At 61.6% G+C, this 14,870-nt stretch carries 17 protein-coding genes; all 17 read left to right on the forward strand.

From position 1 onward, the window contains the following. Window positions 1-492, forward strand: a complete 492-nt coding sequence (gene iscR, locus LCU97_RS08020) for a Fe-S cluster assembly transcriptional regulator IscR (protein ID WP_024777044.1) — start codon at window positions 1-3, stop codon at window positions 490-492. A 50-nt stretch (window positions 493-542) separates the two neighbouring features. Beyond that, window positions 543-1,757, forward strand: coding sequence for an IscS subfamily cysteine desulfurase (locus tag LCU97_RS08025; protein WP_053152527.1), 1,215 nt, complete (start codon window positions 543-545; stop codon window positions 1,755-1,757). A 43-nt stretch (window positions 1,758-1,800) separates the two neighbouring features. Then, window positions 1,801-2,187: a Fe-S cluster assembly scaffold IscU gene (gene iscU, locus LCU97_RS08030; RefSeq protein ID WP_003185157.1), complete on the forward strand. Its 387-nt coding sequence runs from the start codon at window positions 1,801-1,803 to the stop codon at window positions 2,185-2,187. A gap of 24 nt (window positions 2,188-2,211) precedes the next feature. Further along, on the forward strand, window positions 2,212-2,535 hold the full coding sequence (gene iscA / locus LCU97_RS08035; RefSeq protein ID WP_030139597.1) for an iron-sulfur cluster assembly protein IscA: 324 nt from the start codon (window positions 2,212-2,214) through the stop codon (window positions 2,533-2,535). An 8-nt stretch (window positions 2,536-2,543) separates the two neighbouring features. Next, on the forward strand, window positions 2,544-3,065 hold the full coding sequence (gene hscB, locus LCU97_RS08040; protein WP_053152529.1) for a co-chaperone HscB: 522 nt from the start codon (window positions 2,544-2,546) through the stop codon (window positions 3,063-3,065). Window positions 3,066-3,115: 50 nt separating this feature from the next. Then, a complete protein-coding gene (gene hscA, locus LCU97_RS08045; protein ID WP_232776084.1) occupies window positions 3,116-4,978 on the forward strand; it encodes a Fe-S protein assembly chaperone HscA in 1,863 nt (620 codons plus the stop codon). Between the two features lie 3 nt (window positions 4,979-4,981). Beyond that, window positions 4,982-5,323: an ISC system 2Fe-2S type ferredoxin gene (gene fdx, locus LCU97_RS08050; protein WP_232776085.1), complete on the forward strand. Its 342-nt coding sequence runs from the start codon at window positions 4,982-4,984 to the stop codon at window positions 5,321-5,323. 14 nt (window positions 5,324-5,337) lie between these two features. Further along, entirely contained in the window at window positions 5,338-5,538 is a 201-nt protein-coding gene (gene iscX / locus LCU97_RS08055) for a Fe-S cluster assembly protein IscX (protein WP_053152535.1), read from the forward strand. 92 nt (window positions 5,539-5,630) lie between these two features. Continuing rightward, the gene (ndk, locus tag LCU97_RS08060) at window positions 5,631-6,056 is read left to right on the forward strand and encodes a nucleoside-diphosphate kinase (protein ID WP_053152537.1); all 426 of its coding nucleotides are present in this window, start codon (window positions 5,631-5,633) and stop codon (window positions 6,054-6,056) included. A gap of 28 nt (window positions 6,057-6,084) precedes the next feature. After that, window positions 6,085-7,230, forward strand: coding sequence for a 23S rRNA (adenine(2503)-C(2))-methyltransferase RlmN (rlmN, locus tag LCU97_RS08065; RefSeq protein WP_053152539.1), 1,146 nt, complete (start codon window positions 6,085-6,087; stop codon window positions 7,228-7,230). A gap of 12 nt (window positions 7,231-7,242) precedes the next feature. Beyond that, on the forward strand, window positions 7,243-8,001 hold the full coding sequence (gene pilW, locus LCU97_RS08070) for a type IV pilus biogenesis/stability protein PilW (RefSeq protein WP_053152540.1): 759 nt from the start codon (window positions 7,243-7,245) through the stop codon (window positions 7,999-8,001). Continuing rightward, a complete protein-coding gene (locus tag LCU97_RS08075) occupies window positions 8,001-9,029 on the forward strand; it encodes a RodZ domain-containing protein (protein ID WP_232776086.1) in 1,029 nt (342 codons plus the stop codon). The genes pilW and LCU97_RS08075 overlap by 1 nt, the downstream gene beginning before the upstream one ends. 3 nt (window positions 9,030-9,032) lie before the next feature. After that, complete coding sequence (ispG, locus tag LCU97_RS08080; protein WP_053152544.1) at window positions 9,033-10,142, forward strand: flavodoxin-dependent (E)-4-hydroxy-3-methylbut-2-enyl-diphosphate synthase; 1,110 nt, start codon at window positions 9,033-9,035, stop codon at window positions 10,140-10,142. A gap of 23 nt (window positions 10,143-10,165) precedes the next feature. Next, on the forward strand, window positions 10,166-11,455 hold the full coding sequence (hisS, locus tag LCU97_RS08085) for a histidine--tRNA ligase (RefSeq protein ID WP_053152546.1): 1,290 nt from the start codon (window positions 10,166-10,168) through the stop codon (window positions 11,453-11,455). A 40-nt stretch (window positions 11,456-11,495) separates the two neighbouring features. Continuing rightward, window positions 11,496-12,137: a YfgM family protein gene (locus LCU97_RS08090; protein ID WP_232776087.1), complete on the forward strand. Its 642-nt coding sequence runs from the start codon at window positions 11,496-11,498 to the stop codon at window positions 12,135-12,137. Beyond that, window positions 12,130-13,281: an outer membrane protein assembly factor BamB gene (gene bamB / locus LCU97_RS08095; RefSeq protein ID WP_053152551.1), complete on the forward strand. Its 1,152-nt coding sequence runs from the start codon at window positions 12,130-12,132 to the stop codon at window positions 13,279-13,281. The genes LCU97_RS08090 and bamB overlap by 8 nt, the downstream gene beginning before the upstream one ends. A 102-nt stretch (window positions 13,282-13,383) precedes the next feature. Then, window positions 13,384-14,856 carry a ribosome biogenesis GTPase Der gene (der, locus tag LCU97_RS08100; RefSeq protein ID WP_053152553.1) on the forward strand — a complete coding sequence of 491 codons (1,473 nt, stop codon included), beginning with the start codon at window positions 13,384-13,386 and terminating at the stop codon, window positions 14,854-14,856. Window positions 14,857-14,870 lie beyond the last annotated feature (14 nt).

Genomic DNA, 14,870 nt, shown 5'->3' on the forward strand with positions numbered 1-14,870 from the left:
ATGCGACTGACTACAAAAGGCCGATACGCCGTGACCGCGATGCTGGATCTGGCATTGCACGCGCAGCACGGGCCGGTGTCCCTGGCCGATATCTCCGAGCGCCAGGGCATTTCCCTGTCTTATCTCGAGCAGTTGTTCGCCAAACTGCGCCGCAGCAACCTGGTGTCCAGCGTTCGCGGTCCAGGCGGTGGCTACCAGCTGTCCCGTGACATGCAAGGCATCCAGGTCGCCCAGGTGATCGATGCCGTGAACGAATCGGTCGATGCGACCAAATGCCAGGGCCTTGGCGACTGCCATGGCGGCGATACTTGCCTGACCCACCACTTGTGGTGCGACCTGAGCTTGCAGATCCACGAATTTCTGAGCGGTATCAGCTTGGCTGACCTTGTCACTCGTCGTGAGGTGCAGGAAGTAGCCCAGCGTCAGGACCAGCGCCGTTGCAATGGCAAGGCGCCGCACCTGGACAAGATTGAAGCGTCCGCCGTCGAATGACCGCCGCAGAGCAAGCGGAACGCCAGCCAGCCTGATTTAGGAGAGAGTCCATGAAATTGCCGATTTACCTTGATTACTCTGCGACCACCCCGGTTGATCCGCGTGTCGCGCAAAAAATGAGTGAATGCCTGCTGGTCGACGGAAACTTCGGCAACCCGGCGTCCCGCTCCCACGTGTTCGGCTGGAAAGCCGAGGAAGCGGTCGAGAACGCCCGTCGCCAGGTCGCCGACCTGGTCAACGCCGACCCGCGTGAGATCGTCTGGACCTCCGGTGCCACCGAGTCCGACAACCTGGCAATCAAGGGTGTCGCGCATTTCTACCACACCAAGGGCAAGCACCTGATCACCTCCAAGATCGAACACAAGGCGGTCCTGGACACCACGCGCCAACTGGAGCGTGAAGGCTTCGAAGTCACCTACATCGAGCCCGGCGAAGACGGCCTGATCACCCCTGCCATGGTCGAAGCCGCCCTGCGCGACGACACCATCCTGGTTTCGATCATGCACGTGAACAACGAAATCGGCACCATCAACGACATCGCGGCCATCGGCGAACTGACCCGCTCCAAAGGCGTGCTGTTCCATGTCGACGCGGCCCAGTCCACCGGCAAGGTCGACATCGACCTGTCCAAGCTCAAAGTCGACCTGATGTCGTTCTCCGCCCACAAGACCTACGGCCCGAAAGGCATCGGCGCGCTGTACGTGAGCCGCAAGCCGCGTGTTCGCCTCGAAGCGACCATGCACGGCGGCGGTCACGAGCGCGGCATGCGTTCCGGCACCCTGGCGACCCACCAGATCGTCGGCATGGGCGAGGCCTTCCGTGTTGCCAAGGAAGACATGGCCGCCGAGAGCGTGCGCATCAAGGCCCTGAGCGACCGCTTCTTCAAGCAGGTCGAGCACCTGGAAGAGCTCTACGTCAACGGCAGCATGACCGCCCGCGTCCCGCACAACCTGAACCTGAGCTTCAACTACGTTGAAGGCGAGTCGCTGATCATGGCGCTCAAGGATCTGGCTGTGTCGTCCGGTTCGGCGTGCACCTCGGCGTCCCTCGAGCCTTCGTACGTACTGCGCGCCCTGGGCCGCAACGACGAACTGGCCCACAGCTCGATCCGCTTCACCTTCGGCCGCTTCACCACCGAAGAAGAAATCGATTACGCCGCGCAGAAAGTCTGCGAGGCCGTGACCAAGCTGCGAGCTCTGTCGCCGCTCTGGGACATGTACAAAGACGGCGTCGACATCTCGAAGATCGAGTGGGCGGCGCACTGAAGAAGTCGCCACCAGAGCGACTCATTGATGAGGATTGAAGCAAATGGCATATAGCGAAAAGGTCATCGACCACTACGAGAACCCGCGCAACGTCGGCAAGATGGACGCGCAGGATCCTGATGTCGGCACCGGCATGGTCGGCGCCCCGGCCTGCGGCGACGTGATGCGTCTGCAGATCAAGGTCAACGAGCAGGGCATCATTGAAGACGCCAAGTTCAAGACCTACGGCTGCGGCTCGGCCATCGCGTCCAGCTCCCTGGCGACTGAGTGGATGAAGGGCAAGACCCTCGACGAAGCCGAAACCATCAAGAACACCCAGCTGGCCGAAGAACTGGCCCTGCCGCCAGTGAAAATCCACTGCTCGGTACTCGCTGAAGACGCCATCAAGGCCGCCGTTCGCGACTACAAGCAGAAGAAAGGCTTGATCTGAACCGCGACAGGTAAGGAGTTTTCCATGGCTATCCAGATGACAGAAGCAGCCGCCAAGCATGTACAGCGCTCCCTCGCGGGGCGCGGCAAGGGCGAGGGCATCCGCCTGGGTGTTCGCACCACCGGTTGTTCCGGCCTTGCCTATGTACTGGAATTCGTCGACGAAGTCGGCGAAGACGACCAGGTGTTCGAGAGTCATGGTCAAAAAGTGATCATCGACCCGAAAAGCCTGACGTACCTGGACGGCACTGAGCTGGATTTCGTCAAGGAAGGGTTGAACGAAGGCTTCAAGTTCAACAACCCCAACGTGCGCGGTGAATGTGGCTGCGGCGAAAGCTTCAATATCTGAGGCGGCTTGTGGGTACTCCTTGTCATTTTGCTTTGTTCCAGTTGCAGCCTGCTTTTCAGCTGGATCTCGATCAGTTGTCCGCGCGTTATCTGGAACTGGCCCGTGGTGTCCACCCGGATCGTTTCGCTGACGCCTCCGAGGCTGAGCAGCGACGGGCGCTCGAGCAGTCCGCGAACCTCAACGAGGCGTACCAGACGCTCAAGCACCCGGCCAAGCGCGCACGTTACCTGCTCGCCATCAGCGGCCATGAACTGCCCCTGGAAGTCACGGTTCACGATCCCGAGTTTCTGTTGCAGCAGATGCAGTGGCGCGAAGAGCTCGAAGACTTGCAGGACAGTGCCGACCTGGCCGGTGTCACCGCCTTCAAGCGCCGCCTGAAAGACGCCCAGCAGCAACTGAACGACAGCTTCGCGGCCTGTTGGAACGATGCCGCGCAACGCGAGCAGGCCGAGCGCCTGATGCGGCGCATGCAGTTCCTCGACAAGCTCACCTACGAAGTGCGCCAGCTGGAAGAGCGCCTCGACGATTAACCCAGTGCCGCTCCGGTCGCACGCCTGATTACAGATAAGTCCTGATTACGATGGCCCTACTGCAGATCGCCGAACCCGGCCAAAGTCCACAACCGCACCAGCGTCGCCTGGCTGTCGGAATCGACTTGGGTACCACCAATTCCCTGGTCGCTGCGGTACGCAGCGGTCTTTCCGAGCCGCTGGCCGACGAGCAGGGGCGGGTGATCCTGCCGTCTGCCGTGCGTTATCACGCCGACCACGTCGAAGTCGGCGAATCGGCCAAGCTGGCTGCGGCCACCGATCCGTTGAACACTATTGTCTCGGTCAAGCGCTTGATGGGTCGTGGTCTGTCCGACGTCAAGCAATTGGGCGATCAGTTGCCGTACCGCTTCGTCGGCGGCGAGTCCCACATGCCGTTCATCGAAACCGTGCAGGGGCCGAAAAGCCCGGTGGAAGTATCGGCCGATATCCTCAAGGTGTTGCGCCAGCGCGCCGAGGCCGCGTTGGGTGGCGAATTGGTGGGTGCGGTTATCACTGTCCCGGCCTATTTCGATGATGCCCAGCGCCAGGCTACCAAGGACGCGGCCAAGTTGGCCGGTCTCAGCGTGCTGCGTCTGCTCAACGAGCCGACCGCCGCGGCGGTGGCCTATGGCCTGGACCAACACGCCGAAGGGCTGGTCGCTATCTATGACTTGGGCGGCGGCACGTTCGACATCTCCATCCTGCGCCTGACCGGCGGTGTATTCGAAGTCCTGGCCACCGGTGGCGACAGCGCCCTGGGCGGCGATGACTTCGACCACGCCATCGCCGGCTGGATCATCGAGCAGGCGGGCCTGTCCGCCGACCTGGATCCGGGTGCGCAACGCCATTTGCTGCAAACCGCCTGCGCGGCCAAGGAAGCCCTGACCGACGCCGCAAGCGTTGAAGTGGTCTACGGCGAGTGGAAAGCGTCCCTGAGCCGCGAAACCTTCGACGCGCTGATCGAACCCATGGTGGCCCGCAGCCTCAAGGCCTGCCGCCGCGCCGTGCGTGATTCCGGCGTCGAGATCGAAGACGTCAAGGCCGTGGTCATGGTCGGCGGTTCGACCCGCGTGCCTCGGGTTCGCCAAGCCGTCGCCGAGGCCTTTGGTCGCCAGCCGCTGACCGAAATCGACCCGGATCAGGTGGTTGCCATCGGCGCCGCGATCCAGGCCGATACCCTGGCCGGCAACAAGCGCGACGGCGGCGAACTGCTGTTGCTCGACGTGATCCCGCTGTCCCTGGGCCTGGAAACCATGGGCGGCCTGATGGAGAAGGTGATTCCGCGCAACACCACCATTCCCGTGGCCCGCGCCCAGGATTTCACCACTTATAAAGACGGCCAGTCGGCCATGATGATCCACGTGCTGCAAGGCGAGCGTGAACTGATCAGCGACTGCCGCTCCCTGGCGCGTTTCGAATTGCGCGGCATTCCGGCCATGGTGGCTGGCGCGGCGAAGATCCGCGTCACTTTCCAGGTCGATGCCGATGGTTTGCTCAACGTTTCCGCTCGCGAGCTGGGCTCTGGCGTCGAGGCCAGCATCCAGGTCAAGCCGTCCTATGGCCTGACCGACGGCGAAATCGCCCGGATGCTCAAGGATTCCTTCCAGTACGCTGGCGATGACAAAGTGGCTCGTGTGTTGCGCGAGCAGCAAGTCGACGCCCAGCGCCTGATCGAAGCCGTGCAGGGCGCCCTTGAGGCTGACGGCGACCGTCTGCTGGACGCCGAAGAGCGCATGGTCATCGAAATGCAGATGCAGGAATTGTCCGAATTGATCAAAGGCACCGATGGCTATGCCATCGAGCAGCAGACCAAGCGTCTGTCGAGCGTCACCGATGCCTTTGCCGCCCGCCGCCTGGACTCAACGGTCAAAGCCGCCCTGGCGGGGCGTAACCTGAATGAAATCGAGGAGTAATTGATGCCACAGGTGATTTTTTTGCCCCACGAGAAGTTCTGCCCCGAGGGCATGGTGGTGGAGGCTGAGCCTGGGATCTCTATCCTTGAATTGGCCCATAAACACGATATTGAAATGGAAAGCGCTTGCGGCGGCGTCTGCGCCTGCACGACCTGCCATTGCATCATTCGCGAGGGCTTCGATTCGCTGGAAGAAGCGGACGAACTGGAAGAAGATTACCTCGACAAGGCCTGGGGCCTGGAAGCGCAATCGCGCCTGGGTTGCCAGGCTATCGTCGGTACGGAAGACCTGACCGTCGAAATCCCCAAATACTCGCTCAACCACGCTGCCGAAGCGCCGCACTGATCCGGGAATCCAACATGAGTCTGAAATGGGTTGATGTGCTGGAGATCGCGATCCAGCTGGCCGAGACCAAGCCTGATGTAAACCCGCGTTACGTGAACTTCGTCGATCTGCACCAGTGGGTGCTGGCCTTGCCGGAGTTCAGCGATGATCCGTCCCGTGGCGGCGAGAAAGTGCTTGAGGCCATCCAGGCCGCCTGGATCGAAGAAGCAGATTGAGTCTGTACTGTACGCAGTTAGGCAATACCCGATAACCCGCGTATAATTCGCGGGTTTAATTTTTCGCACATTACCGTTTCTGGAGTTACACCATGGCTGTTCAACGTACTTTCTCCATCATCAAGCCTGACGCCGTTGCTAAAAACGTGATCGGCAAGATCGTTTCCCGTTTCGAAGACGCTGGCCTACGCGTTGTCGCTTCGAAAATGAAGCAACTGTCCAAGGCCGAAGCCGAAGGCTTCTACGCTGAGCACAGCGAGCGCGGCTTCTTCGGTGAGCTGGTTGCGTTCATGACTTCCGGTCCGGTTGTCGTTCAGGTGCTGGAAGGCGAAAACGCTATCGCTCGCAACCGTGAGCTGATGGGCGCTACCAACCCTAAAGAAGCCGCTCCAGGCACCATCCGTGCTGACTTCGCCCAGTCCATCGACGCCAACGCCGTTCACGGTTCTGACTCCGAAGCCGCTGCTGCTCGCGAAATCGCTTACTTTTTCTCCGCTACTGAAGTAACCACTCGCTAAGCCCAGGCTTTTGAGTGAAGGTGAATCCATGACTACATCGAACGGCAAAACCAACCTGTTGGGCCTGACCCAGCCGGAAATGGAGAAATTCTTCGACTCGATCGGGGAGAAGCGTTTCCGTGCCGGCCAGGTGATGAAATGGATTCACCACTTTGGCGTCGACGATTTCGATGCCATGACGAATGTCGGCAAGGCCTTGCGTGAAAAACTCAAGGCGGTTGCCGAGATTCGCGGCCCTGAAGTGGTCAGCCAGGACATTTCCAGCGACGGTACCCGCAAGTGGGTGGTGCGCGTGGCGTCCGGCAGCTGCGTCGAGACCGTGTACATTCCCCAGGGCAAGCGCGGCACCTTGTGCGTTTCGTCCCAGGCAGGCTGTGCCCTGGATTGCAGTTTCTGCTCCACCGGCAAGCAAGGCTTCAACAGCAACCTCACCGCCGCCGAAGTGATCGGCCAGGTGTGGATTGCCAACAAATCCTTTGGCAGCGTCCCGGCGACCGTCGACCGTGCCATCACCAACGTGGTGATGATGGGCATGGGTGAGCCGCTGCTGAACTTCGACAACGTCGTCGCCGCCATGCACCTGATGATGGATGACCTGGGCTACGGCATCTCCAAGCGCCGGGTGACCCTGTCCACCTCCGGCGTGGTGCCGATGATCGATGAGCTGGCCAAGCACATCGACGTCTCCCTGGCGTTGTCCCTGCACGCACCCAATGACGCATTGCGTAACCAATTGGTGCCGATCAACAAGAAGTATCCGCTTAAGATGCTGCTGGACTCGTGCCAGCGCTACATGTCGGCCCTGGGTGAAAAACGCGTGCTGACCATCGAGTACACGCTGCTCAAGGATGTGAACGACAAGGTCGAGCATGCGGTCGAGATGATCGAGCTGCTCAAGAACATCCCATGCAAGATCAACCTGATCCCGTTCAACCCGTTTCCGCACTCCGGCTACGAGCGTCCGAGCAACAATGCGATTCGTCGCTTCCAGGATCAGCTTCATCACGCAGGCTTCAACGTCACCGTGCGCACCACCCGTGGCGAAGACATCGACGCGGCCTGTGGTCAATTGGTCGGACAGGTGCTGGATCGCACCCGTCGTAGCGAACGCTACATCGCCGTGCGCGAATTGAACGCCGACGATGCGGTGCAGAACGCTGCGAACGGTCACTAAGAGAGGAACTCCATGTCCCTGCGCTTCGCGCTGCTGTTGCTGTTGACCGGGCTTTGCGCCGGGTGTGTCTTGTCGGGCGACTACAACCCGATGAAGACCAGCAAGGGCCGCGATGAGGCCCGTGTGGCCTATGTTCAACTGGGCATCGGCTACCTGCAGCAGGGCATGACCGAACGGGCCAAGGTCCCGCTCAAGAAAGCCCTGGAGCTGGACAGTTCCGACGCCGATGCCAACGCGGCCCTGGCCCTGGTGTTCCAGGCCGAGCTGGAGCCCGAGCTGGCCGACGAACATTTTCGCAAGGCATTGTCCGCCCGGTCTCAGGATGCGCGGATTCTGAACAATTACGGCAGTTTCCTCTACGAGCAACAGCGCTACAAAGAGGCCTACGAGCGCTTCGAGCAGGCCGCCGCCGATACGCTTTATCCCGAACGTTCGCGGGTGTTCGAGAACCTAGGAATGACCGCTGCAAAACTCGGTCAGCGCGACCTGGCCCGCCAGCAGCTGGAAAAGGCGTTGCGGCTCAACCGCCAGCAGCCGCGGGCACTATTGGAAATGGCTGAGTTGTCTTACGAAGACAGGCATTATGTGCCCGCACGCGACTATTACGAACGTTTTAGCCTGCTGAGCGAGCAAAATGCACGTAGTCTATTGCTCGGCGTTCGGCTGGCCCATGTGTTTGAAGATCGCGACAAGGCCGCCAGCTACGGCCTGCAACTCAAAAGACTCTATCCCGGTACGCCGGAATATCAGCAATACCTGTCGGAGCAATGATGAAAGCGGCGCATCCCGAAGTTGTAGCAGCGACTCGCGTAAATCCCGGTGAGACCCTGCGTCAAGCCCGCGAAAGCAATGGTTGGTCGCTGGCCCAAGTGGCCCTCAAGCTCAATCTTACCGTGGCTTCCCTGAGCAATCTGGAATCGGGCGCGTTCGACAAGCTGCCAGGGCACACCTTTGCCCGGGGCTACATCCGTGCCTATGCCAAGTTGCTCGACATGGACCAGACCGTACTGGTGCAGCAATTCGATCAATACACCGGTTCCGACGCCCAGGGCAGCAGCGTGCACAGCCTGGGTCGCATCGAGGAGCCGGTTCGCGTTTCCCACACCATTTTGCGAATCGTCAGCCTGTTGCTGCTGATCGCGGTGATTGGTGGCGGTTTCATCTGGTGGCAGGATCAGACGTCCCTGCGTACCAAGGAGCCGGTCGCCATGGCCCCGGAACATGTGGAAGTGGAGGGTGCCGACGGCACCACCCGGATTCACCCGCTGGACGAACCGGAAGATCAGGCGGTGCTGGAAGGCCAAACCGAAGGCGAAACCAGCCTGGCGCTGCCGCAAGGCCAGGACGGCGCCGATGCCGAAGCCGGCGCCGAGCCGAGCGTTCCCGCGACACCTACGGCCCCGACCGCGCCTGCGGCAACCTCCAGCGCGCCGGTTGCACCGGCCCCGGCAGCCCCCGCAGCCCCCGCAACGCCGGCGCCGGCCACGCCAGCACCGACCGTGGCAGCTCCGACGGTGCCTCCCGTCACCCCGGCTGCGCCCGTGGCGCCTGCCGCCGGCGAAGGCCAGGTACAGATTCAATTCACGGCCGATTGCTGGACGCAGATCACCGACGGCAACGGCAAGGTGTTGTTCAGCGGCCTCAAGCGCAAGGGCGATAGCACCTCAGTCAACGGCAAGCCCCCCTTTGCCGTACGCCTGGGCTATGCCCGTGGCGCGCAGGTCAGCTACAACGGCCAGCCGGTCGACGTGGCTCCGTTCACCACTGGCGAGACTGCTCGCCTGAAGCTGGGTCAATAAGTCATGCACGGCGAATCTCCAATCAAACGTCGCGAATCCCGCAAGATCTGGGTCGGTAACGTGCCCGTGGGCGGCGATGCGCCTATCGCTGTGCAAAGCATGACCAACAGCGACACCAACGACGTGGCTGCCACCGTCGCGCAGATCAACCGCCTGGAAGCCGCAGGCGTCGATATCGTGCGGGTTTCGGTGCCGGACATGGATGCCGCCGAGGCGTTCGGCAAGATCAAGCAATTGGTCAAGGTGCCGCTGGTGGCCGACATTCATTTCGATTACCGCATTGCCTTGCGCGTGGCTGAACTGGGCGTCGACTGTCTGCGCATCAACCCGGGCAACATCGGTCGCGAAGACCGCGTGCGCGCCGTGGTGGATGCCGCCCGCGACCGGGGCATTCCGATCCGCATCGGCGTCAACGCCGGTTCTCTGGAAAAAGACCTGCAAAAGAAATACGGCGAACCGACCCCGGCCGCGCTGGTAGAGTCCGCCCTGCGCCATGTCGAGCACCTCGAACGCCTGAATTTCCAGGACTTCAAGGTCAGCGTGAAAGCCTCCGACGTGTTCATGGCCGTCGAAGCCTATCGCCTGCTCGCCAAGGAAATCGTCCAGCCGCTGCACCTGGGCATCACCGAAGCCGGTGGGTTGCGTTCGGGCACGGTGAAATCCGCCGTCGGCCTCGGTATGCTGCTCGCCGAGGGGATTGGCGATACCATCCGCATTTCGTTGGCGGCCGATCCGGTTGAGGAAGTGAAAGTCGGCTACGACATTCTCAAGTCCCTGCACCTGCGTTCCCGTGGGATCAACTTCATCGCCTGCCCGAGTTGCTCGCGGCAGAACTTCGATGTGGTCAAGACCATGAACGAGCTGGAAGGGCGTCTCGAAGACCTGCTGGTGCCGCTGGATGTCGCGGTGATTGGTTGCGTGGTCAACGGGCCGGGTGAAGCCAAAGAGGCCCATATCGGCCTGACTGGCGGTACACCGAACCTGATTTACATCGACGGCAAGCCGTCGCAGAAACTGACGAATGACAATCTGGTGGACGAGCTGGAAAAGCTGATCCGCGAGAAGGCGGCCGAAAAGGTCGAAGCCGACGCAGCGGTCATCGCACGCGGCTGATCGAACGAATCTAAGGAAATTCTGTGAGCAAGTCCCTGCAAGCCATCCGTGGCATGAATGACATCCTGCCCGAACAGACGCCCCTGTGGCGCTATTTCGAGGGCACCGTGGCGCGTTTGCTGGATAACTACGGTTATCGCCAGATCCGCATGCCCATCGTCGAGTTCACCGAGCTGTTCAAGCGCTCCATCGGCGAAGTGACCGACATCGTCGAAAAAGAAATGTATACCTTCGACGACCGCAACGGCGATTCCCTGACCCTGCGCCCCGAAGGTACGGCGGCCTGCGTGCGCGCGGTGCTGGAGCATGGCATCACCGGCGGTGGTCAGGTGCAGAAGCTCTGGTACGTCGGCCCGATGTTCCGTCACGAGCGCCCGCAGAAAGGCCGGTATCGCCAGTTCCACCAGATCGGTCTCGAGGTGTTCAACCTCGAAGGGCCGGACATCGACGCCGAACTGATCGTGCTGACCTGGCGCCTGTGGGGCGAGCTGGGGCTGCGTGACGCGGTCAAGCTCGAGCTCAACAGCCTGGGCACCAGTGAATCCCGCGCTCGCTATCGCGAAGCGCTGGTGGAGTTTCTCTCCGCGCACCTGGACAAGCTCGACGAAGACAGCCAGCGCCGCCTCAAGACCAACCCACTGCGCGTGTTGGACACCAAGAATGCCGATACCCAGGCGATCCTGGCCGATGCGCCGAAGATGGCCGATTACCTCGACGACGAGTCCCGTGCGCATTTCGAAGGGCTGAAGGCGCGTCTCGACGCTGTCGGCATTCCCTACGTGATCAACCCCAAGCTGGTGCGTGGCCTGGATTACTACAGCAAGACCGTTTTCGAATGGGTCACCGACAAGCTCGGCGCCCAGGGCACCGTATGCGCTGGCGGCCGCTACGACGGGCTGGTGGAGCAGATGGGCGGCAAGCCGACCCCCGGCGTGGGTTTTGCCATGGGTATCGAGCGCCTGGTGCTGATGCTCGAAGCCTTGGACAAGGTGCCTGAAGAGCTGGCCCGCCAGGTTGACGTCTACCTCTGCGCCTTCGGCGAAGCGGCGGAACTGGCGGCCCTGGCCCTGAGCGAGCGGGTGCGTGACCAGTTGCCCAACCTGCGCCTGCAGATCAACGCCGGCGCCGGCAGCTTCAAGAGCCAGTTCAAGAAGGCCGACAAGAGCGGTGCGCTGTATGCACTGATCCTGGGTGACGACGAACTGGCCCAACAAGTGGTAGGTTTCAAACCCCTGCGTGGCCAGGGCGAACAACAAAGCATTGCCTGGGATGCGCTTGCTGCACACCTGGCCACCTGCGTCGTGCAGGGTTGAAGCTGTCAAACAGCCGATTTAGCGATTAAGGAGTATTGGGGTGTCGAGTACCGAAGATGAACAGCTGGCGGATTTGAAGGACTGGTGGACGCGCAACGGCAAGCCGCTGGTCACTGGCGGCCTGTTGGCGCTGGTCATCGTGTTCGGCTGGCAGGCCTACCAGAAATACCAGAGCAACCAGTCGCAAGGCGCCTCGATGCTCTACCAGCAATTGCTGGAAACCACGCTGACCCCGGATGGCAAGCCTGACGCTGCCCGCGTGGCGGACCTGGCCGGCAAGCTGGACAAGGAATTCGGTGGCACGGCTTACGCCCAATATGGCCATCTGTTCGTGGCCAAGGTTGCGGTGGACAGCGGCAAGCTGGATGACGCCGCCGCCGAGCTCAAGGGCATCGTCGACAAGCCGGCCAACCCGACCCTGGGCGAAGTGGCGCGTCAGCGCCTGGCCCAGGTACTGGCTGCGCAGAACAAAGCCGAAGACGCGTTGAAGCTGCTTGCCGGTGATGCCGACAAAGCCTTCCTGGCTACTCGCGAAGAGCTCAAGGGCGACCTGCTGGTGCAACTGGGTCGTGCCGACGAGGCCCATGCGGCCTACCAAAAAGCCAAGGCTGCGCTGTCGGACGAAGCCGCAGTCGGTGGCCTGCAAATCAAGCTGGACGACCTGGCCAAAGGGGATGCGTGACGTGATCCAGTGGAAACATGCAGCATTGCTGGCTCTGGCCATTCTGGCCGCGGGTTGCAGCAGCAACAGCAAGAAAGAACTGCCGCCGGCCGAACTGACCGACTTCAAAGAAGAAGTCGTGCTGCAGAAGCAGTGGAGCCGCACCATCGGTGATGGCCAGGGCGAAACCTACAACATGCTGGTGCCGGCCATCGACGGCGACACCCTCTATGCCGGCGACGTCACGGGCGTGGTCATGGCAATGGATCGCCTGAACGGCGACGTGAAGTGGGAGAAGGACCTTGAGCTGCCTGTGTCCGGCGCCGTTGGCGTGGGCTATGGGCTGGTCATGATCGGCACCCTCAAGGGAGAGATCGTCGCCCTGGACGCCAGCAGCGGTGAAGAAAAATGGCGTGCCCGCGTGACCAGCGAAGTGCTCGCACCGCCGGCCACCAACGGTGACGTGGTGGTGGTCCAGACCCAGGATGACCGCCTGATCGGCCTGGATGCCGCCAGCGGCAACCAGCGCTGGGTGTATGACAGCACTCCAGCGGTACTGACCCTGCGGGGCACCAGCGCGCCGGTTGTCACCAACCGTCTCGCGGTAGCCGGGTTGTCCACCGGTAAAGTGGTCGCCCTGGATATCTCCAACGGCGTGCCGGTGTGGGAACAACGTGTTGCTATCCCGCAAGGTCGTTCGGAGCTGGAGCGCGTGGTCGACATCGACGGCGGCCTGCTGCTGTCCGGTGGCACGCTGTACGTCGCCAGTTATCAGGGCCGCGTCGCGGCACTGGACCTGGAAACCGGCCGCCCGTTGTGGCAGCGCGATGCGTCCAGCTACGCCGGCGTCGCCCAGGGTTTCGGCAGCGTCTACGTGAGCCTGTCCTCGGGTACGGTTGAAGGCGTCGACGAGCGTTCCACCACCGCACTGTGGAGCAACGATTCCCTGGCCCGTCGCCAGTTGTCGGCCCCGGAAGTGTTCTCCAGCTACGTGGCTGTGGGTGACCTGGAAGGTTACCTGCACCTGCTGAGCCAGGTGGACGGCCGTTTCGTCGGCCGCGAGCGCATCGACAGCGACGGCCTGCGTGCCCGTCCGCTGGTGGCAGGCAACATGATCTATGTGTATGGCAACAGCGGCAAACTGGAAGCCCTGACCATCAAGTAAGACTATGCTTGGGGATAAATTCCCCAGGCGGCTTCACCTGAGCACCAGCCGCTGCCTCGCAGCGGCTTTTGTATTTTCTGAAATAACGAAGTGGAGAGCCGCATGGTTCCCGTAATCGCCCTGGTGGGCCGACCGAACGTCGGCAAGTCCACCTTGTTCAATCGCCTGACCAGGACTCGCGACGCCATTGTCGGCGACTTGTCCGGTCTGACCCGTGATCGCCAGTACGGTGAGGCCAAGTGGCAAGGGCGTACCTACATTCTGATCGACACCGGCGGCATCTCCGGTGACGAACACGGTATGGACGAGAAAATGGCCGAGCAATCGCTGCTGGCCATTGAAGAAGCGGATGTTGTGCTGTTCCTGGTAGACGCCAAGGCCGGTTTTACCGCTGCCGACCAGATGATCGCCGAGCATTTGCGCAAACGTAACAAGCGCTCCCATGTGGTCGCCAACAAGGTCGACAACATTGACCCGGACATGGCCCGCGCCGAGTTCGCGCCATTGGGCATGGGCCAGGCGATTCCGATTGCCGGTGCCCACGGTCGCGGTATCAGCCAGTTGCTGGAAGTTGCCCTGGCGGATTTCCCGAAAGACGATGAAGACGAGCCCGAAGAGGGCGAGGAAGAAATCGTTGCCGAAGGCGAGGAAGCCAAGCGCATTCCGGGCCCGAGCGAAAAGGACGGGATCAAGATCGCGATCATCGGCCGCCCGAACGTGGGCAAGTCGACGCTGGTCAACCGCATGCTCGGCGAAGACCGGGTTATCGTGTACGACCAGCCCGGCACCACCCGCGACAGTATCTACATCCCGTTCGAGCGTAACGACGAGAAGTACACGCTGATCGACACCGCCGGTGTGCGCAAGCGCGGCAAGATCCACGAAGAAGTCGAGAAGTTCTCCGTGGTCAAGACGCTGCAGGCCATCAAGGACGCCAACGTGGTGATCTTCGTGATGGACGCCCGCGAAGGCGTGGTCGATCACGACCTGAACCTGCTGGGTTTTGCCCTGGAAGCCGGGCGTGCGCTGGTCATCGCCATCAACAAGTGGGACGGCATGACCCCGAGCGAACGCGATTACGTGAAGGTCGAATTGCAGCGCCGGCTGTTTTTCGTCGACTTCGCCGATATCCATTTCATCTCGGCGTTGCACGGCACAGGCGTGGGCAACCTCTACGCGTCGGTGCAGAACTCGTTCAAGTCGGCGGTTACCCGCTGGCCGACCAATCGCCTGACCCAGATCCTGGAAGATGCGGTCAGCGAGCACGCGCCACCGATGGTCAACAACCGCCGGATCAAGCTGCGCTACGCTCACTTGGGCGGCGCCAACCCGCCGATCATCGTGATCCACGGCAACCAGATCGAGAAGGTGCCCAAGTCGTACGTGCGTTACCTGGAGAACACCTATCGCCGCGTCCTGAAGTTGGTCGGCACGCCGATCCGCATCGAGTTCAAGGGCGGCGAGAACCCGTACGAAGGCAACAAGAACACGCTCACCGACCGTCAGGTCAACAAGAAGCGCCGCTTGATGTCCCACCACAAGAAGGCCGAGAAGAAGCGCCGGGACAAGCGCTGATCGAAAGCCTGCGC

This window comes from Pseudomonas uvaldensis, from assembly GCF_021271205.1.
Taxonomy (GTDB): domain Bacteria; phylum Pseudomonadota; class Gammaproteobacteria; order Pseudomonadales; family Pseudomonadaceae; genus Aquipseudomonas; species Aquipseudomonas uvaldensis.